The 20,370-nt window shown below is 63.8% G+C and carries 24 protein-coding genes; 13 read left to right on the forward strand and 11 right to left on the reverse strand.

The window, feature by feature from the left end:
- Positions 1–187: hypothetical protein (locus ACE3OV_RS13970; protein WP_374327937.1), on the reverse strand; the 187-nt coding region annotated here is incomplete at its 3' end.
- Between the two features lie 320 nt (positions 188–507).
- Here ACE3OV_RS13970 and ACE3OV_RS13975 point away from each other — a divergent pair.
- The 6 genes from ACE3OV_RS13975 to ACE3OV_RS14000 all read left to right on the forward strand — a co-directional run bounded on the left by ACE3OV_RS13975 (position 508) and on the right by ACE3OV_RS14000 (position 5,193).
- Positions 508–1,185, forward strand: coding sequence for a FadR/GntR family transcriptional regulator (locus tag ACE3OV_RS13975; RefSeq protein ID WP_374327938.1), 678 nt, complete (start codon positions 508–510; stop codon positions 1,183–1,185).
- A gap of 26 nt (positions 1,186–1,211) precedes the next feature.
- A complete protein-coding gene (locus ACE3OV_RS13980; protein ID WP_374327940.1) occupies positions 1,212–1,997 on the forward strand; it encodes a transporter substrate-binding domain-containing protein in 786 nt (261 codons plus the stop codon).
- A gap of 44 nt (positions 1,998–2,041) precedes the next feature.
- The gene (locus ACE3OV_RS13985; RefSeq protein ID WP_374327941.1) at positions 2,042–2,710 is read left to right on the forward strand and encodes an amino acid ABC transporter permease; all 669 of its coding nucleotides are present in this window, start codon (positions 2,042–2,044) and stop codon (positions 2,708–2,710) included.
- Positions 2,707–3,363 carry an amino acid ABC transporter permease gene (locus ACE3OV_RS13990; RefSeq protein WP_374327942.1) on the forward strand — a complete coding sequence of 219 codons (657 nt, stop codon included), beginning with the start codon at positions 2,707–2,709 and terminating at the stop codon, positions 3,361–3,363. Before ACE3OV_RS13985 ends, ACE3OV_RS13990 begins: the two co-directional genes overlap by 4 nt.
- Positions 3,344–4,072, forward strand: coding sequence for an amino acid ABC transporter ATP-binding protein (locus tag ACE3OV_RS13995; protein WP_374327944.1), 729 nt, complete (start codon positions 3,344–3,346; stop codon positions 4,070–4,072). The genes ACE3OV_RS13990 and ACE3OV_RS13995 overlap by 20 nt, the downstream gene beginning before the upstream one ends.
- A gap of 149 nt (positions 4,073–4,221) precedes the next feature.
- A complete protein-coding gene (locus tag ACE3OV_RS14000; RefSeq protein WP_374327945.1) occupies positions 4,222–5,193 on the forward strand; it encodes a LysR substrate-binding domain-containing protein in 972 nt (323 codons plus the stop codon).
- Positions 5,194–5,195: 2 nt separating this feature from the next.
- Here ACE3OV_RS14000 and uraD read toward each other — a convergent pair whose 3' ends face one another.
- On the reverse strand, positions 5,196–5,726 hold the full coding sequence (gene uraD, locus ACE3OV_RS14005; protein ID WP_374327947.1) for a 2-oxo-4-hydroxy-4-carboxy-5-ureidoimidazoline decarboxylase: 531 nt from the start codon (positions 5,724–5,726) through the stop codon (positions 5,196–5,198).
- Between the two features lie 186 nt (positions 5,727–5,912).
- On the opposite strand from uraD, the gene uraH reads away from it, so the two are divergent.
- Together uraH and ACE3OV_RS14015 are read left to right on the forward strand one after the other, a co-directional pair.
- Positions 5,913–6,266 carry a hydroxyisourate hydrolase gene (gene uraH / locus ACE3OV_RS14010; RefSeq protein WP_374327948.1) on the forward strand — a complete coding sequence of 118 codons (354 nt, stop codon included), beginning with the start codon at positions 5,913–5,915 and terminating at the stop codon, positions 6,264–6,266.
- Complete coding sequence (locus ACE3OV_RS14015) at positions 6,266–7,450, forward strand: urate hydroxylase PuuD (RefSeq protein ID WP_374327949.1); 1,185 nt, start codon at positions 6,266–6,268, stop codon at positions 7,448–7,450. Before uraH ends, ACE3OV_RS14015 begins: the two co-directional genes overlap by 1 nt.
- On the opposite strand, the gene gpt is transcribed toward ACE3OV_RS14015, so the two are convergent.
- Positions 7,451–7,966 carry a xanthine phosphoribosyltransferase gene (gene gpt / locus ACE3OV_RS14020; RefSeq protein WP_374327950.1) on the reverse strand — a complete coding sequence of 172 codons (516 nt, stop codon included), beginning with the start codon at positions 7,964–7,966 and terminating at the stop codon, positions 7,451–7,453.
- 96 nt (positions 7,967–8,062) lie between these two features.
- Here gpt and ACE3OV_RS14025 point away from each other — a divergent pair, with 96 nt between their 5' ends.
- Positions 8,063–8,332 carry a hypothetical protein gene (locus tag ACE3OV_RS14025; protein ID WP_374327952.1) on the forward strand — a complete coding sequence of 90 codons (270 nt, stop codon included), beginning with the start codon at positions 8,063–8,065 and terminating at the stop codon, positions 8,330–8,332.
- 193 nt (positions 8,333–8,525) lie between these two features.
- Here ACE3OV_RS14025 and ACE3OV_RS14030 read toward each other — a convergent pair whose 3' ends face one another.
- The 3 genes from ACE3OV_RS14030 to ACE3OV_RS14040 form a co-directional block, all read right to left on the reverse strand.
- Positions 8,526–9,137 (reverse strand): hypothetical protein, encoded by a 612-nt coding sequence (locus ACE3OV_RS14030; RefSeq protein WP_374327953.1) that lies wholly within the window; start codon positions 9,135–9,137, stop codon positions 8,526–8,528.
- Between the two features lie 574 nt (positions 9,138–9,711).
- Positions 9,712–9,951, reverse strand: coding sequence for a hypothetical protein (locus ACE3OV_RS14035; protein ID WP_374327954.1), 240 nt, complete (start codon positions 9,949–9,951; stop codon positions 9,712–9,714).
- Between the two features lie 13 nt (positions 9,952–9,964).
- Positions 9,965–10,357 carry a hypothetical protein gene (locus ACE3OV_RS14040; protein WP_374327955.1) on the reverse strand — a complete coding sequence of 131 codons (393 nt, stop codon included), beginning with the start codon at positions 10,355–10,357 and terminating at the stop codon, positions 9,965–9,967.
- A gap of 510 nt (positions 10,358–10,867) precedes the next feature.
- Between ACE3OV_RS14040 and ACE3OV_RS14045 the strand changes: the two genes are divergently transcribed.
- Entirely contained in the window at positions 10,868–11,272 is a 405-nt protein-coding gene (locus tag ACE3OV_RS14045) for a DUF6088 family protein (RefSeq protein ID WP_374327956.1), read from the forward strand.
- A 343-nt stretch (positions 11,273–11,615) separates the two neighbouring features.
- On the opposite strand, the gene ACE3OV_RS14050 is transcribed toward ACE3OV_RS14045, so the two are convergent.
- Positions 11,616–12,989 (reverse strand): type II toxin-antitoxin system HipA family toxin, encoded by a 1,374-nt coding sequence (locus tag ACE3OV_RS14050; RefSeq protein WP_374327958.1) that lies wholly within the window; start codon positions 12,987–12,989, stop codon positions 11,616–11,618.
- Positions 12,989–13,330, reverse strand: coding sequence for a helix-turn-helix domain-containing protein (locus ACE3OV_RS14055; protein ID WP_374327959.1), 342 nt, complete (start codon positions 13,328–13,330; stop codon positions 12,989–12,991). Before ACE3OV_RS14055 ends, ACE3OV_RS14050 begins: the two co-directional genes overlap by 1 nt.
- Before the next feature lie 356 nt (positions 13,331–13,686).
- Between ACE3OV_RS14055 and puuE the strand changes: the two genes are divergently transcribed.
- The 3 genes from puuE to ACE3OV_RS14070 are packed head-to-tail and all read left to right on the forward strand — an operon-like array spanning position 13,687 to position 16,156.
- Positions 13,687–14,628 (forward strand): allantoinase PuuE, encoded by a 942-nt coding sequence (puuE, locus tag ACE3OV_RS14060; RefSeq protein WP_374327960.1) that lies wholly within the window; start codon positions 13,687–13,689, stop codon positions 14,626–14,628.
- Positions 14,625–15,653 (forward strand): allantoicase, encoded by a 1,029-nt coding sequence (alc, locus tag ACE3OV_RS14065; protein ID WP_374327961.1) that lies wholly within the window; start codon positions 14,625–14,627, stop codon positions 15,651–15,653. Before puuE ends, alc begins: the two co-directional genes overlap by 4 nt.
- Positions 15,650–16,156 (forward strand): ureidoglycolate lyase, encoded by a 507-nt coding sequence (locus ACE3OV_RS14070; protein ID WP_374327962.1) that lies wholly within the window; start codon positions 15,650–15,652, stop codon positions 16,154–16,156. Before alc ends, ACE3OV_RS14070 begins: the two co-directional genes overlap by 4 nt.
- A 7-nt stretch (positions 16,157–16,163) precedes the next feature.
- On the opposite strand, the gene ACE3OV_RS14075 is transcribed toward ACE3OV_RS14070, so the two are convergent.
- From ACE3OV_RS14075 to ACE3OV_RS14085, 3 genes are all read right to left on the reverse strand, one after another.
- Positions 16,164–16,676 (reverse strand): DUF3617 domain-containing protein, encoded by a 513-nt coding sequence (locus ACE3OV_RS14075; protein ID WP_374327963.1) that lies wholly within the window; start codon positions 16,674–16,676, stop codon positions 16,164–16,166.
- 107 nt (positions 16,677–16,783) lie between these two features.
- Positions 16,784–19,150 carry an ATP-binding protein gene (locus ACE3OV_RS14080; protein WP_374327964.1) on the reverse strand — a complete coding sequence of 789 codons (2,367 nt, stop codon included), beginning with the start codon at positions 19,148–19,150 and terminating at the stop codon, positions 16,784–16,786.
- Positions 19,151–19,153: 3 nt separating this feature from the next.
- A complete protein-coding gene (locus ACE3OV_RS14085) occupies positions 19,154–20,362 on the reverse strand; it encodes an ABC transporter substrate-binding protein (protein WP_374327966.1) in 1,209 nt (402 codons plus the stop codon).
- Between the last annotated feature and the right edge of the window lie 8 nt (positions 20,363–20,370).

Below are 20,370 nucleotides of genomic sequence, written 5' to 3' on the forward strand. Positions count from 1 at the left end.
GGAAGCGCGACTGGCCGAGCCGGGCGTCCGGCGACACCAGGTCGATGACGTACTCGAAACCGCCCGACAGGCTCTCCCGACCCCACCAGCATTCGACTTCCAGCTGCGGCATCCCCTCGTCCCGCCACGACAGCGCATACAGGCGCGTGTCGCTCGAGAACAGGTTGCGCACGAGGTCGATGGACATGGCGGTGGCGGCGAAAAGGGAAGCCGGAAGGATAGCGAAGATGACGTCATGTGACAACGGAATAAACAACACCATAATCAGGACGAAAAAGCGCTTTCCCGAGAGCCATCAGTACGCTTGGACAACGCACCATCCTGAACCGCCGATTCGGTAACGCTCCCCGGATTGGAGCATCGCGACGGCAGGCCGGATATCCGCCACGAAATAAACATTATCTTTAAAAACAATAAGAAACGATTCAAATCCGGCACAGAAACCACCTGGCACAGCGCATGCTTTTAAGCCTTTACCGGTCTGACCGGTCTGAACGGAAAAAGCCCATGCCCAGCGTCTCCAACATCGCCGCCCAAACCCTGCAACGCCGCATCCTCGACGGCGATTACGCCCCCGGTGCCGCCCTGCCCGGCCAGCGCGAACTGGCCGAGAACCTGGGCATCAGCCGCGCCTCCTTGCGCGAGGCGATCTCCATGCTGGAAGCCCTCGGCCTGCTCCGCTCCTTCGTTGGCAAGGGGGTTTTCGTCACCGCCGGCGCGCCGGCCGACGTTGCCAACCTGCCGAGCGGGCCGAACGCGATGCCGCCGGACGCCATCTTCCAGATGCGTTTCGTCATCGAGCCGGCCAACGCCGCGCTCGCCGCCCGGCGCCGCGACGCCGAAGGCATCGCCGCGCTGCGCGAGTGCCAGAGCGAGATGCAGCGCGCGCTCGGCGCCAGCGACCTGGTCACCGCCGCCGACTGCGACCTGCGCTTTCACCTGGCGCTCGCCGAGCTTTCCGGCAACCCGGCGCTGGCGGCGATCACCCAGCATTTCCAGGCCCAGCTCGCCTACAGCCTGCGCCTGCCTTTCGCCGACAGCAGCCACATCTGGCAGCCGGCCGACGAACACGCCGCCATCCTCGCCGCCGTCGCCGCCGGCAACGCCGCCAGCGCGCGCAAGGCGATGCAGCAGCACCTGCTTTCCGCCGCCGGCCGTGTCGGCATCCGTTTCGTCCAACCCTGATTTCCCACCCATCCAGGAGCTTCGTCATGCAGAAACGTCAATTCCTCAAGTCCCTCGTCGCCGCCTCGCTGCTCGCCGGCGGCATCGGCCTCGCCCAGGCCGATGTCCTGGCTGATGCCGTCAAGCGCGGCACCCTGCGCGTCGCCGTGCCGCAAGACTTCCCGCCCTTCGGCACGGTCGGCCCCGACCTCAAGCCGCGCGGCTACGATATCGACGTCGCCAACCTTATCGGCCGCGAACTCGGCCTCAAGGTCGAGCTGATTCCGGTCAGCAGCACCAACCGTATTCCCTACCTGACCACCGGCAAGGCCGATCTGGTCATCTCCAGCCTGGGCAAGAACCCGGACCGCGAGAAGGTGATCGACTTCTCGATCGCCTACGCCCCATTCTTCAACGGCATCTTCGGGCCGGCCGACGTCGCCATCAAGGCGGCCGCCGACACCGCCGGCAAGACCGTCGGCGTCACCCGCGGCTCGGTCGAGGACCTGGAATTCAGCAAGATCGCGCCGGCCAGCGCGACGATCAAGCGCTTCGAGGACAACAACTCGACCATCTCGGCCTACCTCTCCGGCCAGGTGCAACTGATCGCCACCGGCAACGTCGTCGCCGCCGCGGTCAATGAGCGCACCAAGATCCGCCGCCTGGACACCAAGTTCCTGATCAAGAACTCGCCCTGCTACGTCGGCGTGAACAAGGGCGAAGCGGCGATGCTGGCCAAGGTCAACGAGATCATCGGCAAGCTCAAGGCCAACGGCGAACTGAACCAGGTTTCGCAACGCTGGCTGCAAGCCCCGCTGCCGGCCGGTCTCTGATAAACCACTGGGCGCCGCCCGCGGGCGGCGCCGGAGGATAGCCGATGGCTTACGCATTCGATTTTGCTTCCGTGCTCGAATACCGCGAGGTACTCGTCGACGGCACCCTGAAGACGCTGGCGCTGACCGCCATCGGCACCGTCTGCGGGCTCGCCGTCGGCATCCTCGGCGCGGTGTCGCGGGCCTGGAAGCTCGCCCCCTTCGACCGGCTGTTCGCGGTCTATGTCGAGGTGATCCGCAACACCCCCTTCCTCGTCCAGCTGTTCTTCATCTTCTTCGGCCTGCCCTCGCTCGGCGTGCAGATCAACGAATGGCAGGCAGCGATCCTTGCCGTCGTCGTCAATCTCGGCGCCTACACCACCGAGATCATCCGCGCCGGCATCGAAGCGACGCCCAAGGGGCAGATCGAGGCGGCGCAGTCGCTGGCGATGAGCCGGGTACAGATCTTCCGCCACGTCGTCCTGCCGCCGGCGCTGCTCAAGGTCTGGCCGGCGATCTGCAGCCAGGTGGTGATCGTCATGCTCGGCACCTCGGTCTGTTCGCAGATCGCCGCCGAGGAGCTGACCTTCGCCGCCAACTTCATCCAGTCGCGCAATTTCCGCGCCTTCGAAACCTACTTCGTCGTCACCGCGATCTACTTCCTGCTCGCCATCGCCGTCCGCCAGGTGCTGATCCAGGCCGGCCAGCGACTGATCGCCCGGAGAACGAAATGAACGACATCTCGACCTGGGACATCGCCCGCAACCTGCTCGACGGCGCGTTGTGGACCATCGGCCTCTCGCTGACCGCCTTCGTCCTCGGCGGCATCGCCGGCCTGGCCGTGCTCTTCGCCCGCATTGCCAAGACCCCGCTGCCGCGCCGGCTGGCCAAGGGCTATATCGAGGTCTTCCAGGGCACGCCGCTGCTGATGCAACTGTTCATCATCTTCTTCGGCGGCAGCCTGATCGGCCTCGAAATCTCGCCGTGGATCGCCGCCGCCATCGGCCTGACGCTGTTCACCAGCGCCTACCTCGGCGAAATCTGGCGCGGCTGCGTCGAAGCGATCCCGAAAGGCCAGTGGGAAGCCTCGGCCAGCCTGGCGCTGACCCACGTCGAACAGATGCGCTACGTGATCCTGCCGCAGGCGCTGCGCATCGCCATCGCGCCGACCGTCGGCTTCTCGGTGCAGGTGGTCAAGGGCACCGCCGTCACCTCGATCATCGGCTTCGTCGAACTGACCAAGACCGGTTCGATGCTCGCCAACGCCACCTACCAGCCCTTCCTCGTCTTCGGCCTCGTCGCGCTCGGCTACTTTGCCCTGTGCTACCCGCTCTCCGCCTACTCCCGCCTCCTCGAAAGGAAAATCCATGGCTCTCGTGCGCATTGACGCCCTGCACAAGCATTTCGGCAGCAACCACGTGCTGCGCGGCATCGACCTCGACATCGAGGAAGGCCAGGTGATCGCCCTGATCGGCCGCAGTGGCTCCGGCAAGAGCACGCTGCTGCGCACCATCAACGGCCTGGAAAGCTTCGACGACGGCTGCATCGAAGTCGACGGCGAACGCATCCACCCGCACGAAACCGACCTGCGCGCGCTGCGCCAGAAGGTCGGCATGGTCTTCCAGCAGTTCAACCTCTTCCCGCACCTGACCGCCGGCCAGAACGTCATGCTCGCCACCCGCGTGGTCAAGAAGATGCCCGAATCCGAATCCCGCGACCTGGCCAAGGCGATGCTGCTCAAGGTCGGCCTGCAGGACAAGTTCGACGCCTACCCCGACCAGCTCTCCGGCGGCCAGCAGCAGCGCGTGGCGATTGCCCGCGCGCTGGCCATGCAGCCGCGCGTCCTGCTCTGCGACGAAATCACCTCGGCGCTCGACCCGGAACTGGTCAACGAGGTGCTCGCCGTGGTCAAGAACCTCGCCGCCGAAGGCATCACGCTGATCATGGTGACCCACGAAATGCGCTTCGCGCGCGAAGTCGGCGACAAGCTGGTCTTCATGTACCAGGGCCGCATCCACGAAGCCGGCGACCCGCAGGAATTGTTCGCCAACCCGCAGACGGCTGAACTGGCCAGCTTCATCGGCTCGATCAACTGAACGCCGATGGTGCGCTAGGGGCGGCCGACGCGCAAATGCGGTGCGCCGAAAGCCGCCCAAACGCCGGAAAACGCCGGTTTTCCGGGCAACCGGCAAAGGCGCGCTTATTGCTACGAAATACCGACAACAATTTCGACTAGGGGAAAAGCATGGCTGCGAGTTGTTCCTGGGAATCGATCGACGTGCATCTGCTGCAGGTGCTGCACGCGCTGCTCACCGAATGCAGCGTCTCCAACGCCGCCCGCCGCCTGAATCAGTCGCAACCGGCGGTGAGCACCGCGTTGCGCCGGCTGCGCGACATTACCGGCGACCAGTTGCTGGTGCGCAGCCGCAACGGCATGACGCCGACCGAGCGCGGCCAGTCGCTGCTCGAACCGGTGCGCATCGCGCTTGCGCAGATCGAGGCCATCGGCCTGCAGCAGGTGCGTTTCGACCCGATGAAGACCAAGCGCGTGTTCAACATCGCCACGCCGGATTACCTGAACGCCATCCTGATCGGCAACATCGTCGCCCACCTGCGCCAGCACGCGCCGCATTCGCAGGTCGTGCTGCATTCCTTCGGCCCCGAGCACGATTACACCAAGGCGCTGGAAACCGGCGAGCTCGACATCGTCATCGGCAACTGGCCGCAGCCGCCCGAGCACCTGCGCCTGGCGCCGCTGTTCGAGGACGACGTCGTCTGCCTGATGCGCAAGCGCCATCCGCTGGCCGGCCACCGGCTCACCGCCGACGACTACCAGAACGCCGAACACCTGGTGCCGACGCCCTACGCCGTCGGCCAGCGCGGCGTCATCGACATGCAACTGGCGCGCGACCGGATCAAGCGCAACGTCGTCGCCAGCGTGCCCTACTTCAACCTGGTGCCCTACGTGCTGCAGCAGGCCGACCTGATCTTCTCGGCGCCGCGCATCTTCGCCGAGCACTGCTGCGCGCTGGGCGATCTCTGCTACGCCGAATCGCCGGTCGAGTTTCCGAAGATGCAGTTCTACCTGCTCTGGCACGACCGCACGCACCACGCCGAGGAATGCCGCTGGTTCCGCGAGCAGATTGGGGAAGTGATCCGCCGCCGGATCAACCCGGAGGCTGCCGACAGCGCAACGCGCCAGCGCCTGCGCGCCTGAGTTCAGGCGGCGAGCAGCGGGTCGAGACGCAGCTCGGCGATGCGCAGGATCTGCGCCCGCGCTTCGGCGAATTCCTCGTCGTCGCTGCGCTGCAGGCGGCGGCGCATGGCGACGATGATGTCCTGGCGGCTCAGCCCGCGCACGGCGACGATGAAGGGCCAGCCGAAGCGGGCGCGATAGGCATCGTTGAGGCGGCGGATTTCCGCCAGTTCTTCGGGAGTACAGGCGTCGAGCCCGGCACCGGCCTGCTCGCGCGCCGAATCGGCGGTCAGCTCGCCGCGCAGCGCCGCCTTGCTGGCCAGTTCCGGGTGAGCGAGGATCAGCGCCAGCATCTCGGCGCGCGCCGCCTCGGCCAGCACCGCCTGCATCGCCTCGCGCAGCGCCGCGCGGTCGGCGAAAGGACGGCGCTCCCAGACCCGCGCCATGACCCAGGGCGTATGCTCGAACACCGCGCCGACGGCGGCGACGAAGCCGTCCCGATCGAGTTGCGACAGGGTGGCGAGGGGCAAGGGCGAGGTCATCGTGCGATCCATGAAGTCAGTCCGGAACCAAGCTTACGGACCCGCCGCTCGGCCAGCAAGCTGCCCGACGCGTATAAGCTTCCTGCCTCGCGGCAGATAGCGGGCGCCTCATCCGAAAACACCGATAGCCTTTATAAGCCCGCCGCGGGCCGCAGCTTCCTATAATCGACGCATCGACAACGCTGCCGGAAATCCGCCATGGGACGCCTCTCCACCCACGTACTCGACACCGCCAGCGGCCGCCCGGCCGCCGGCATGGCCTACACCCTGAGCCGCCTCGACGGCGCGACGCCAGTCGTCCTCGCCAGCGGCACGACCAACGCCGACGGCCGCACCGACGCCCCGCTGCTCAGCGGCGCCGACCTGCTGCCGGGCATCTACGAACTGGTCTTCGACGCCGCCGCCTACTTCCGTGCCGCCGGCTGCGAACTGCCCGAACCGCCGTTCCTCGACCGCATCGCGATTCGCTTCGGCGTCGCCGACGCCGACGGCCACTACCACGTGCCGCTGCTCGTCTCGCCCTGGGCGTACTCGACCTACCGGGGCAGCTGATGGACTTCAACTACCTGATCGAAGTCGGCTCGCTGCTGCTGCGCTGGCTGCACCTGATCGTCGGCATCGCCTGGATCGGCTCCTCGTTCTACTTCGTCTGGCTCGACAACTCGCTGAAGCCGCCCACCGACCCGGCGTTGAAGGAGAAAGGCGTCGGCGGCGAACTGTGGGCGGTGCATGGCGGCGGTTTCTACAACCCGCAGAAATATCTGGTCGCGCCGGCCCATTTGCCGAGCGAACTGCACTGGTTCAAATGGGAGTCGTACTCGACCTTCCTGACCGGCTTCTTCCTGCTCGGCGTGCTCTATTACGCGCAGGCCGCCAGCTACATGGTCGATCCGGCCAAGGCCGACCTCTCGCCCGGCGCCGCCATCGGCATCGGCCTGGCCACGCTGGTCGTCGGCTGGCTGGTCTATGACGTGCTCTGCCGCGTGCTGCTGCGCCGCAACCTGCTGCTTTTCGCGGCGCTCTATTTCATTTTCGTGGTCGCCGTTGCCTGGGGGCTGACGCAGCTGCTCTCCGGCCGCGCCGCCTTCCTGCACATCGGCGCGATGATCGCCACGACGATGAGCGCCAACGTCTTCTTCTGGATCATTCCCGGCCAGAAGAAAACCATCGCCATGATGCAGCGCGGCGAAACGCCGGACCCGATCCACGGCCTGCGGGCGAAACAGCGCAGCGTGCACAACAACTACCTGACGCTGCCGGTGCTGTTCTGCATGATCTCCAACCACTACGCCTTCACCTACAACCACCCGCAGGCCTGGCTGGTGCTGGCGCTGATCCTGCTCGCCGCGGTGCTGATCCGCCACTTCTTCAACCTGCGCCACAAGGGCGTCTTTGCCTGGCAGTATCCGGCGGCAGGTGGCGCCCTGCTGCTCGGCGTCTTCGTCTGGCTAGCCCCGGCGCCGCTCGCCGTTTCCGCCAACGGCGCGCCCAGCGTGGCGGAAATTCAACCCGTGCTCACCGCCCGCTGCGTCGCCTGCCACTCGGCCACGCCAACGCTGATACCGGCAGCGCCGGCCGGCGTCGTCCTTGACACCCCGGCGCAAATCCGCGCCCTCGGCCCGCGCATCCTGGCGCAGACGGTACAGTTGAAAGCGATGCCGCTCGGCAACGTCACCGCGATGACCGACTCCGAGCGCCAGCAGATCGCCGCCTGGGCTGGCGGCGGTTATCGCTGATCAGGCCTTGTCGAGCTTCTTCTTGATCGGCGCGACGAACTGGTAGTCGATGTCCCAGGGGAAGTAGATCCACTTGTCCTGGGCAAACTGCTTGACGCACAGATCGACCACCTCCAGCCCCTGCGGCTTGGCGTAGATCGTCGCGAAGAAGGCCTTGGGCAGCAGCTTGCGGATGACGCGCGCGGTGTTGCCGGTATCGACCAGATCGTCGATCAGCAGATAGCCCTCGCCATCGCCTTCCACCCCCTTGAGTATCCTCACTTCCTTGCGCATGGTCTGCGCGCTGTCGTCGTCGGCGGCTTCATAACTGGAAGCGCAGATCGTATCGACCAGCCGGATTTCCAGCTCCCGCGCCACCAGCGCCGCCGGAATCAACCCGCCCCGGGCAATCGCAATGATCCCCTTGAACGGCCCCTTCTCGACCAGTTGATGGCAGAGCAACCGGGTATCCCGATGCAGCTCCGGCCAGGAAATCACGATGTCGTCACGGTAGGGGCTGGCGGGGGCGTTTTCCATGGTGCGGTCCTGAGTTGGGGAAAGGGGGGATTATAGGGGAGCGGCGGGATTACCCGATCACTGCCCGGTTTGACGATACGCAGCCATCTGACCGACATGCTCAAGGCCAAGGATGGAGACATCTTCATCTCCGACTGGCTGCGCAACCGCAATACCGTGGAGTTCCTGGGCATCTGGGAGCAAGTGCACAACCCCGCTTTTAATTATGGCGGATTTGCCGCAATTGAAAGACAGGCCGGGCTCAACATCCACCAGAAGCTGGCACAGGCCGAACAGCTGGCGCTGCTAAACCAGACCGCAATCCAGCAAATGAAACTGCTGCTGGCAGATGCGAGCATCCGGCGATTGGAAGGAAAGCAGCAATGAATGTAGCGGCGGAAGCCTTGAGCCCTTGGCCAGCTTCAGCTTGCACAGGCGCAATCTGAATGTACTGACCTGCATCGCCACCTTCTCGGAGAACACGGCTTCTGAGAACAATGGACCACAAACAAAACCGTGGTCTGTCCCCTATCATCGCAGATGGATGACAATTACCGTTTATTCCCACCAGAATGATGGACTAGAGACCTTCCTTGCGGATACCGATTTGGTGAAGCGACTGGACGAACGACTCATCAATAATTACTTCCCCAGTAGTTGATGCTGCTTGATTAAGGCCTACTGTCCGATACTTGACGACTTTCCCGCCAAGCATTTCTTTGATTATCGATTTTGCTTTGTCGCCGGTAGCGGCAGTATACGGAGACATTATTTTGGCGGCATTGGCCATAGCTTGAGCCGTCGCTTGCTCAACCTGCTCTGTCATTCCAGGTGCCACCATCGGAGTTTTTGGAAGACTAGGGACTAGGAATAGGGGGGTCTCTTCCGGGCCGATTGTCCATGCCTTGTTGTTATCTACCCGGATTTGGACCGTTCCCGTTGGAATCCGGTGACGTCCTCCTGATCGAAGACCAACATAAATTTCCCCGTTATGCATCCCAACAAACGGGTAATAGTTGAAAGACTTGGTGACGAGTAGGCTGGTGTTTTTCCACTCGCCAACAGTTACCATCTTGGTGACTTCGTCTGTGAACTGATCTTGGCTTTCGACTGCTTTCCATACGGAGCCGGGGCCGCTTGCGCAGCCCACAAGCACCGCGACAGCGATTGAAATTACAAGTAGCTTTGCCATCAGTCATTCCTCGTCAAAAGGGCTGGTGAAAAATTTTGCTCATGCCAGAGTAAAAAATAGCTGGAGCATACATGCGGGCGCTCCTGTCGTCTGCGCCAATGGTGAATGGATAGCCATGGCCACTAGCAGATGTAGGCCGTAGAGACCGATCTGCAATTTTAAAAATGCCAAATACGCTACCCACTGAATGGCTCGAACGTCGTGCCGCACCTGAGACAACGAAACGTGTTTCGCCACTTCTTGCCATCTTCGGCATTCAGAAAATCGTCGCTTGCCCCATAAAGCAGGGCGATTGGCAAAATGACAGCAGGAGCTAACCAAAGTGGCCATTCGAAAATGACAGTCACCACTATGAGCGGCCAGCCAATATACGACCAGTTTATTTTTCCTGGAGGTGCGGCATTAGTCGCCAATAGGCTTGCCCAGTGACTTCGAGTTGTGGATTGACCCAGACCCAAAGCACCGGAAATACTCCAAATCGAATTGCGGGTTGATGTGCCAAGCCGCTGCCCCGATTCGTAAATGATGGCAAGTGATTTGGTATTTCGCGATCCACATACCGGGCAATTGCAGTCTATCGGCATCGTCTTCTCCCTTTGAGGGTGCCGCGGAGAACGGCAGAAAACAACATGAATAAAATAACCGCACCCAAGATGGCCAATAGCAGATATGCCTTGAGCAACCAGCCACCCGCCTCAACAAAACATTTACCGGAACCTGCCAAGCGGTCAGACCAACCAAACTGCGATTTCGCTTCCGCAGCTACCACTAAATCGCTGTTGTAGTTGGCACCAGTTCTTTGGTGAAATGTCATGGCGTTTGCCGATCTAGGCTTCAACCTTGCGAAAAATCAGTGCGGCAATCACATCGCTCCGATCAACAGACGCTGCCTCATTCTCGAAATCCGCCGGGTTTCTGGACAATCGAACTAGCTCAAAGACCCCTTGATAGGCCCACTGATTGGTGCCTTGTTTAAGGAATACAGGTATTGATCCGCCCTGAGCCTCTAGCCTTTCGGCCCTTGTTATGATTCGCGGGCCGTGCCCAACCAGAACCTTTTCCGGGGCGCCGGGATTCATGGTTTTTGTGAAACAACCACAAAGAACTGTCTGCTTGCTTTGCGGAAGATAGGTGCCGCTCTTGGTATCACCTCCAAACAGTTTGCAGATGAAATCGTGGGTATAAATGTTCCCGATCTCAAGATTGTTCAGTGCATCCATGTTGTTCTCCCTCAAGATTTTGTTTTGCGACAACCAAACCGTTACATCGCTCTTTTCCCATATCTGACCACAAGCTAGATCAGCTATCGGCTTTGGAAACGATGGGTCCCGAGTAACCCAATTGTTGACGGCGGCCCTGCTTACCGATGCAAGTGCTGCTATTTCACTGATACCAACCAATTCCATACTCAATCTCATCTGTGAACCAAGTACACACATACTTTAAACAAGTCTGTGATCTATGTAAACACGTATTTTAGCTTTCCAGCCGATACCTCTGCTCTGCAACACCAGCCAGTTCAGTCTTGGCCTTGAAAATAACAGGGGACAGACCACGGTTTCTGGGAACGTCCATTTTGTGCGCCCGCACGACCGCCTGATTGCTCTTCTCTCTCCCGAGATCGCCGACCATCTCCCCATCGATCCCTCTTATTTTTTGCGCGCAGTGTGCAAACATAGAACATCAACGTCCCATGTTTGCCGGAACGGAAGGAGGTCAGAATGTCGAGGATGAGCACAAAGGAAAGGATACTGTCGAGCATTCGTCGCTCGAAGGACTCTGCTTTCTTGCGGAAGGATTTCGACCGCTTCGGCGAATACAGGCAGGTTAGTCGCGCGATCAGCGAGCTCGTTGCCGAGGGCGTTCTGCTGCGCGTCGGCTATGGGACATATGTGAAAACCAGACCCTCCTCACTGTCAGGAAAACCCGTTCCAGCCGACACCTTGCTGAACGTCACTTTCGAGGTCATGAGGAAGCTGGGCGTCAAGGCTGACGTCGGGCGCGATGCGAAAGCCCTGCGCGAAGGACGCAGCACCCAGGTCCCGATGCTTCCTGTCGTGAACGTGGGGAAGGCCCGGGTGTCGAGAAAGATTTCCTACGGCGAAAAGACGGTGGTCTATGAAAAGAGTCGGTGAGGAAACCCGCCTCCGCATCATGGACACGATCTCGGAACGGGGGCACGGGATCGCAGAGTTCGCCCTGGAGAAGGATTTCATCGTGTTCGACGTCCTTGCCGCCGTCTCTACTCTGAGCCAGCCACTACGGCCTTGACGAAGCCGACGCGTAGCGCCTCCGATTCAGAGCAAACCAAAAACCCACCCAATTACACCCATTCAGATGCTGCGCGACCTCCAAAAAACGGGGAACGCTTATCCATATTCGCCCGTCTCGCTCGCAACAGCCCGAACATCAGGCAAATGCGCGAAACATGGCCACCCATAACCTCAGGCAACCTCTGTCAGCGATAGATGAGGCGAGCTAAGGCCCGCGCCGCACTTCCCTGACCAACTCCGAACTGGCGATCTCGTCCAGGGGGCGGAAGGCTGAGGCTAGCTGGTTGATCAGCAGGCCGGGGGCGCCGAAGGTCTCGAAGACGGTTTTCCATTGCCGGACTTCGCCCCAGACGCGGCGGATGATGGCGATGGCTGCGGCGCGGTCGGCCAGGAAGGCGGTGGCGTGGCTGAGCGCGTTGTCGAGGGTGGCGGCCTTGCCTGCGGCGCCGATGTGCAGATGGAGGCGTCGTTCGAACGCCAGCCCGGGGCGGGGAACGACGTCGTACAGCGGGCTCAGTTGCCAGCCGCCGAGGCGCGGGTCGCGGATGAAGCCGTGGTTGCGCAAGTGGTCGTCGTCGTTGCTGACGAAGATGTTGAAGACCATGCGGGCGAAGAGTTCTTCATTGTCGCGGGCGATGCGCTCGGGGTGCACGTAGCGACGGATGGCGCGCGCCAGGTCGCCATAGCTTTTGTCGGGGGATTCGTATTCCGAGCAGCCAACCAAGGTCAGCCCGCTGACGAATGGCAGGCGTGACTCGATCAACTGCCTGCCGGGACGGGTATCGTGCAGCGGGCCGGCAGCCGGGTACTGGCCGGCCGGCGCCCAGAAACGGTCGAAGCGGCGAATGAGCATGACCGAGCGCTGGCCGATGTCGCAGTGGCGGACCTCGGGCACGGTCAGGCCGCAATTGCGCGCCAGTTCCAGCGTGCAGGCTTCGGCGCGGGCGACGTCGAAGGTATCGTTGCGGGCGGGGAACTTGGCGAGCCACAGGCCGCCTTCGTCGTCGCGGACGGTGGCCTTCGGCCGGGCGCCGCCGGCAGATGAACCGGCGCCGAGGATGTCCATCAACTGGGCCGGAACGGGCAACCCGGCCTCGACGGCTTCGGCGGCCTGCAGCAGATATTCCAGCGAGCGCAAGTCACTGGCGGACGGACGCGGCGGCGTATCCAGCGCTGCGCGAACATCCAGCGCGCCGACACGGTCGCCCCCGGCTTCCAGCAGATAGTCGGCTTCCGCCAGGGTATTGGCCGGCACCCTGCGCCGGGCCTCGATGACGCGCCGGCCCCAGGCATCGGGCGCGGCGTCGCGCAGACCACCGAACTCCGGCAGGGCATTGACGGGATAGAGGAGCTGACCGCGCACGGCAGCGCGGTCGGCCAGGCTCAGGCTGACGAGGTCCAGCTCGAAGCTGTCCGGCCGCTCCAGATAGCGGGTGCCATAGGCGAAGGCCGAGGCAAGCTCACGCGCCGCCGGGTTGGGGCTGGGCGTTTCGGTGAGCGTCAACCGGCCAGCCGGAACGAAGCGGTTTTCAGTGCCGGCCAGGTAGGCGAAAACGATGAGGTCGCGGACGCTCGCCATCAGAAGTCGAGATCCTTGAGTTCGGCCGCGCTCAGCGGCCGGGCGCGGCGGCTGGTTTCGCGGGCGGCAAGCGCGCGCAGCGCGGGGTCTTCCTCCTGCAGCAGGGTAAGGAGGCTGAGCCCCGGGGCGACGGCCTCAAGGTAGCGCAGGACCTGGGCCAGGGTACGCCCCGGGTCGCCTTTCTCGATCAGGGCGGCGGTAGACCGCGAGAGGCCGGCGCGCGCCGCCGCATCCGCCTGGCGAATCCGGCGCGCCAGACGCAGCCGGGCGAGCTTCTCGCCGATGGACCTGGCTTCGGCGGCTTGCGCTGGGGTCATCAAGGGGATTTCGTCGCGCTTCATGTCCGGAATTCTGGTCATTAAATAGATAATGCCTGTGATTACGGACAAACTACTGCGCAACGCATCTTGAGTCAAGCGAGATGTCCGCAATCCTGGACATTAAACGCTTAATGCCTGCGATTACGGACACTGACCGCTTGTTCCCGGCTTACCGGCTTCCCATGCCCTTGTGATTGGAAGCACCCACTGTATTCGGCCGGCTTGATAGTGTTCATGGGATTTCCATTCTGGGAAAAGGCGGGGGTTTCGGGTAGTGTTGCACCCAGCCCAGTCGACAAATTGCTTGCGCTTTTGGTGCGCCATCGACCCGGACTGCAGAAGACGAATTCCACCGAGCCAGCCAAGAAGTGCCGCACATGAACCAGACCGCCCCCTACCCGCGCGACCTTGCCGGCTACGGCCGCAAGCCGCCGCACGCCCAATGGCCGGGCCAGGCCCGCATCGCCGTCCAGTTCGTCCTCAACTACGAGGAAGGCGGCGAGAACTGCGTCCTGCACGGCGACGCCGGCTCCGAGCAGTTTCTCTCCGAGATGTTCAACCCGGCCAGCTACCCGGACCGCCACCTGTCGATGGAGTCGATCTACGAATACGGCTCGCGGGCCGGCGTCTGGCGCATCCTCAAGGAATTCGAGAAACGCGGCCTGCCGCTCACCGTGTTCGGCGTCGGCATGGCGCTGCAGCGCAGCCCGGAAGTCACCGCCGCCTTCGTCGAACTCGGCCACGAGATCGCCTGCCACGGCTGGCGCTGGATTCACTACCAGACGATGGACGAAGCGACCGAGCGCGAGCACCTGCGCCTGGCGCTGGAAGTCATCGAGCAGATGACCGGCACGCGCCCGCTCGGCTGGTACACCGGCCGCGATTCGCCGAACACCCGCCGCCTGGTCGCCGATGACGGACGCCTCCTCTACGACAGCGACTACTACGGCGACGACCTGCCGTTCTGGACTGAAGTCACGAAGACCGACGGCAGCACGGTGCCGCACCTGATCGTGCCGTACACGCTCGACACCAACGACATGCGCTTCTGCCTGCCGCAGGGCTTCAGCCACGGCGATCCGTTCTTCCAGTACCTGAAGGACAGCTTCGACGTGCTCTACGCCGAAGGCGACGAAGCGCCGAAGATGCTCTCGATCGGCATGCACTGCCGCCTGCTCGGCCGGCCCGGCCGTTTCCTCGCGCTGCAGCGCTTCCTCGATTACATCGAACGGCACGACCGCGTCTGGGTCTGCCGTCGCCTCGACATCGCCCGCCACTGGCAGGCGACCCACCCCTACCGCCAGGACGATAAAAAATGATCCACGCCGCCCCCATCGTTTCCGCCGCTGCCGACCTGCCCGACTGGGCCAAGCGCTCGGTCAACCTCGCCGACACCCGCATCGGCGCCCGCGCGCTGTTCGCCACCGACGAGTTCTTCGCCCCGCTCGAACGCATGCTCAACCCCGAGCCGGCGGTTTTCGTGCCCGGCAAATACGACGCCAACGGCAAGTGGATGGACGGCTGGGAAACCCGCCGCAAGCGCACCACCGGCTACGACTGGAGCCTGGTCAAGCTCGGCCGGCGCGGCATCCTGCGCGGCTTCGACGTCGACACCAGCCACTTCACCGGCAACTTCGCGCCGGCCGTCTCGATCGACGCCACCGACTGCGACTCGGACGACCCCGACGTGCTGGCCCAGGCCCGCTGGACGCGCATCCTGCCGTCGACCACGCTGAGCGGCAACAGCCACCACCTGCTCGCCGTCGACAGCGCCGACACCTGGAGCCACCTGCGCATCAACATGTACCCGGACGGCGGCATCGCCCGCCTGCGCGCCTACGGCCAGCCGGTCGGCGTCTTCGACGCGAATGAGCCGGACCGCATCTACGACCTCGTCGCCCTGGAAAACGGCGGCCGCGCGGTAGCCTGGAACGACGCCCACTTCGGCTCGGCGGCCAACCTGATCGCACCGGGCCGCGGCATCAACATGGGCGACGGCTGGGAAACCCGCCGCCGCCGCGAACCGGGCAATGACTGGTGCATCCTGCAACTGGGCGCGTCCGGCATCATCGAGCGGATCGAAGTCGACACCGCCCACTTCAAGGGCAACTTCCCCGACCGCTGCTCGATCCAGGCGGCGCGCATGGACGGCGGCACCGACCAGTCGGTGATCACGCAAAGCATGTTCTGGCCGGTGCTGCTCGGCGAACAGAAACTGTCGATGGACGCCATCCACAGCTTCGACGGCCTCGCCGACCTCGGCCCGGTGACCCACGTGCGCCTGAACATCATCCCGGACGGCGGCGTCTCGCGGCTGCGCCTGTGGGGCAAGGTGGCGCGGTGAAAATCCTTCTTCCGGAACTGTTGACCGCAAGCGCCTTCGCCCCTTTCGGCGAGGTCATCGCGATCGCCGCCGCTCAGCGGCGCTTTTCCATCAACGGCGGCAACACCGAGCGTTACCACGACCTCGCCGAGCTGGTGCCCGGCCCGGACGGCAAGCTGATCGTCAGCCTCTTCCGTGGCCAGCCGCGCGCCCTGCCCTTCGCCATCGAAATGCTGGAACGCCACCCGCTCGGCTCGCAGGCCTTCATGCCGCTCGGCGACCAGCCCTACCTGGTGGTCGTCGCACCGCCCGGTCCACCGCCCGGCCCGGACGACCTGCGCGCCTTCCTGGCGCAACCCGGCGAGGGCGTCAACTACGCCCCCGGCACCTGGCACCATCCGCTGCTGGCGCTGAACGAGGTTAGCGACTTCCTCGTCATCGATCGCAGTGGGCCGGGCAACAATTGCGAGGAAACGGCGATCGTGCCGGCGGTGCAGCTAAGGCTGCCGGCCACGGACGCCTGACAATCGCTCAGGGGCGCTTGCCGCAATCGCTGTGCAGCCAGCGGGCCTCGGTGCTCGCCTGCATGCGCCCCTCGGCGGACTGCATTTCCATGCGCGAGCTGAAATGCTCCCGGCTGTGGATGGTGCTGACGAAGCTGCCCTGGGATTTCGGGTTGCGGCAACTGACCTCGCCACGAATCGTGTTGCCGGTACGCTGCACCTTGGAATAGCTGCAGTCGTCTTCCTGGCGTCCCGAGTAGATCGCGTTGCGCGCCGCTTCTTCCGGCGTGATGCAGACCCGGATATTGCCGTTGCCAGCAATGCCGACCCCGGACGCCGCCATCTGCTGCTCCAGCATCCGGCGTTGTTCTGGCGGCAGATTCTTCAACTGCGCCTGCATTTCCGCCATCTGCGCCGCCATGTCCGGCGCCCCCGGGGTAGTGCTCGAGGACTTGAATTCCCACAAACCCGGCCGGATTTCCTGCGCCTGTGCGGCCAGGGGAAAAACAAGGCAAAGCGACAACAGGAGGATTTTCTTCACGATGGGTTTCCTTTATCGGGAGGGTTCCGGGCGCCCGGCAAAAGCCGGGCCGGAAACATTGCAGCACCAAACCGCTGGCATGGGCAAGCCTGGCGGAGCAGGCCCGCTCAGACGTGTCGCGTCGCCAGCCAGTGCAGCAGCGTGGTGTACAGCCGCTCGGGGTCGATCGGCTTGGCGATGTGGTCGTTCATGCCGGCATCGAGACAGATCTGGCGATCCTCGTCGAAGGCGTTGGCGGTCATCGCCAGAATCGGCGTGACCACGTTGAGGCCGCCGCTGCGGATCGCCCGCGTCGCATCGAGGCCGTTCAGGTTAGGCATCTGCATGTCCATCAGGATCAGGTCGTAGCGTTTCTCGCTGGCCAGCGCCACCGCCTTCTCCCCGTCTTCCGCCAGGTCGACCGTCAGGCCGACGTCGCCGAGCAGGCCGAGCGACACTTCCTGGTTGATCGGCTCGTCCTCGGCCAGCAGGACGCGTACACCGGCGTAGTCCTGTCGCAGACGGGCTTCGGCGGAAAACACCTCGGCGCCCGGGGCAGCTTCATCTGCCGCCGCGCCGGCCTTTTCCAGCCGGACCGTGAACCAGAAGCGACTGCCCTGACCAAGTGCGCTTTCGACGCCGATTTCGCCGCCCATCATCTTCACCAGGCGCCGGCTGATCGCCAGCCCGAGGCCGGTACCGCCGTATTTGCGGGTCATCGAGCCATCGGTCTGCTCGAAGGCGGTGAAAATACGCTTCTGGTCTTCGGCCGCGATGCCGATGCCGGTGTCTACGATCTCCCAGTGCAGCAGCAGTTCATTCGGGGTTTCCTCAACAAGCCGGCTGCGCAGGACAATCGAACCCTGCTGGGTGAACTTGAGCGCGTTGGCCGTCAGATTGATCAGCACCTGCCCCAGGCGCACCGGATCGCCGACCACGGAGCGTCCGGCAAGGCCCGGCGCCAGTTCGACATCGAGACGCAGCCCCTTTTCCGCCACTTTCTGGCCGATCAGGCTCAACAGGTTTTCCACCGGCTCACCGAGCCGGAAGCGGGTACGTTCCAGGATCAGGCGCTCGGCCTCGATCTTCGAGATGTCGAGGATGTCGTTGATGACGTGCAGCAGATGGCGCGACGCCGAGTCGATCTTCTCCAGCTGGTCGCGAAGCTTGGCGTCCTCGGCGTGGCGCAGGGCGATCGCCGTCATGCCCATGATGGCGTTCATCGGCGTGCGCAGCTCGTGGCTCATGTTGGCCAGGAAGGTGCTCTTGGCCCGGCTTGCCGCCTCGGCGATGTCCCTGGCGACTTCGAGTTCGGCGGTGCGCGCCTTGACCAGCGATTCCAGGTGATGGCGATGGGCGTCCAGCTCGGCTGCCGAACGCTTGCGCTCGCTGATGTCGACGTGGGTGCCGACCAGGCGCAGCGGCTTCCCGTCGGCACCGCGCTGGAGAAAGGCGCGGGAGCGGATGTCCACCCACTCACCGTCCTTGTGGCGCATACGGAATTCGATGTCGAAGACCCGGGCCCGGCCGCTCAGCAAGTCGTCGATCAGGCGCATCGTGCGCTCCCTGCCTTCTGGATCGGTCAGTCTTTCCCAGGTGGCGAATTCGTCCGGCAGTTCATGTTCGCCGTAGCCCAGCATCGACTTCCAGCGCGGCGAGAAATAGACCTCGCCACTCACCAGGTTCCAGTCCCAGATGCCGTCGTTGGCGCCCTGCAGGGCCAGCGCCATGCGCTCCTCGCTGCGCGCCAGCGCTGCACGCGATGCACTGAGTTCGGCCAGGGTTTCCCGCACCCGGGCGATCATCGAGTTGGTGCCGCGCTGCAGTTCGCCCAGCTCGTCCTCGCTGGTGACTGGAATGCGCTCGTCGAGCGCCCCCTCCTCGACCCGCTTGAGGACGGCCAGCGTGGCACTGACCCGGCAACCGATGAAGCGCTGGGCAACGACGATCAGCACGGCCGAACTGAGGACGATGAAGAACAGGGAACCGACAACGCCCCACAGGATGATCGACTGCTTGCGCGCCGATAGCGCCTCGGTACTGACCGCGATGACCGCCGTGTACAGCGGAGCGCTGGCGGATTCCCCGCGCAGGCGCTGGACGCTGGTCAGACGGTCGCCGACGGCGATCCACTGCTCGTCCGGCGCATCGGCGGCCAGCCAGCGCGGATCGATCCCCGGCAACGCGGCGGCGTCCTGGCCGAGCAAGGCGCTGTCGGTAGCCACGATGACACGGCCGTTGCCACCGACGGCCAGGCCCTCCAGATAAGGCGCGCCGACCAGGTCGGCGATCAGGCGTTCCTGCGACAGCGAACTGATCGGCAGGCTTTCGCTTGCCAGCATGTGGCCGACGTTACGCAGGCCGGCGATCATCCTTTCGTCGAGGGCGCTGCTGAAACGGCTGACGTAGAAGCCGCCGAGAATGCCGAAGACGACGATTTCAACGAGTACCACCAGTAAAGCGATGCGGCCGATCAGGCCAGATTTCCCGGTCATGGATCAGGGTGAATAGCGTGGTGTATCGGCCAGGGATTCCAGCCGGGTGTTGTTTTCGGGCGCATGCCGCGCCTGTTCCGGAGTGACGCGGCCGACGATCTCGATGCCGCGCTCGGGGTGTGCAGGGTCAGGCTTCCAGCGCGCGATGTAGATGGTCTGCTGCAGATGATGGCTGACCGGGTCCATGTAGGCGGCATCGTGCTGCATTCGCACCTGCGGTTCGGCGCGGTATTGCTCCAGTTGCGCGATGACCGCGTGGTTGTCGGTGCTGCCGGCTTTGACGATGGCTTCGAGCAGGGCCCGAGTGGCCAGATAGGCGGCGTGCGTGACATCGCCCGGCCAGTCGAGGCGGGTGTGGCCGTAACGCTTGCGGTAGCGTTCGACGAAGGCCTGGCTGCCCGGCGTGTCGAGATTCCAGGCCCAGGTGGTGCCGAACAGCGGACGTGGCGTGCCCGGCGCCGGATAAAGCTCTTCCCAGTCCACTTCGCCGACGATCCAGAACTGGCGTTCGAGCACCTTGGGATCGATCCGGGAAAACAGCTTGATCTGGTTGTCGCCGCTGATCACCAGGGTAACCACATCGGCTGGAATCGCCGCCACCTGCTTCAACACCTCGGTGGGGTCGGTCAGGTTCTCCGGTGCCAGCACCTCGCCGACCAACTGCCCACCATACTCGGCGATGTAGGGCCGCATCGCCTGGGCATTGCTGTGACCGGCCGCGTTATCCTCGGTCAGTTGCAGGACGCGCTTCGATTTGCGGTCCTTGAGCGCGTACTTGAGCAGGGCACGGTTGAAATTGGCGCCGCTGGCATCGAACACGAACTTGCTGCGGTGCGCGTTTTCCAGGGACTCGGAAGGCGCCGAGGAATTGGTGTTGATGAAGATCACGCCGTATTTCTGCGCCACCGCCGACATGCTCGCCGCGACGTTGGAGGCGATCGCCCCGACCATGAAGCCGACCTTGTTGCGGGTGATCAGTTCTTCCGCCACTGCGGCCGCCTGCTTGCCGTCCATCGTCGGATTACGCGAAATCAGGACGATTTCCCGGCCCAGCACGCCGCCCTGCCGGTTGAAATCCTCGATCGCCATCTCGGCGCCGCGCCGATCCGCTTCGGCATGCAGGGCAAAGCGGCCGGTGGTCGGCGCGACATGGGCGATCAGGATCGGCGGCAACGGCCCGGCCGCGGCGGGGGCGCTCAGGAACAGCGCCAACGCCAGAA

This window comes from Azonexus sp., assembly GCF_041909095.1.
Lineage (GTDB): Bacteria > Pseudomonadota > Gammaproteobacteria > Burkholderiales > Rhodocyclaceae > Azonexus.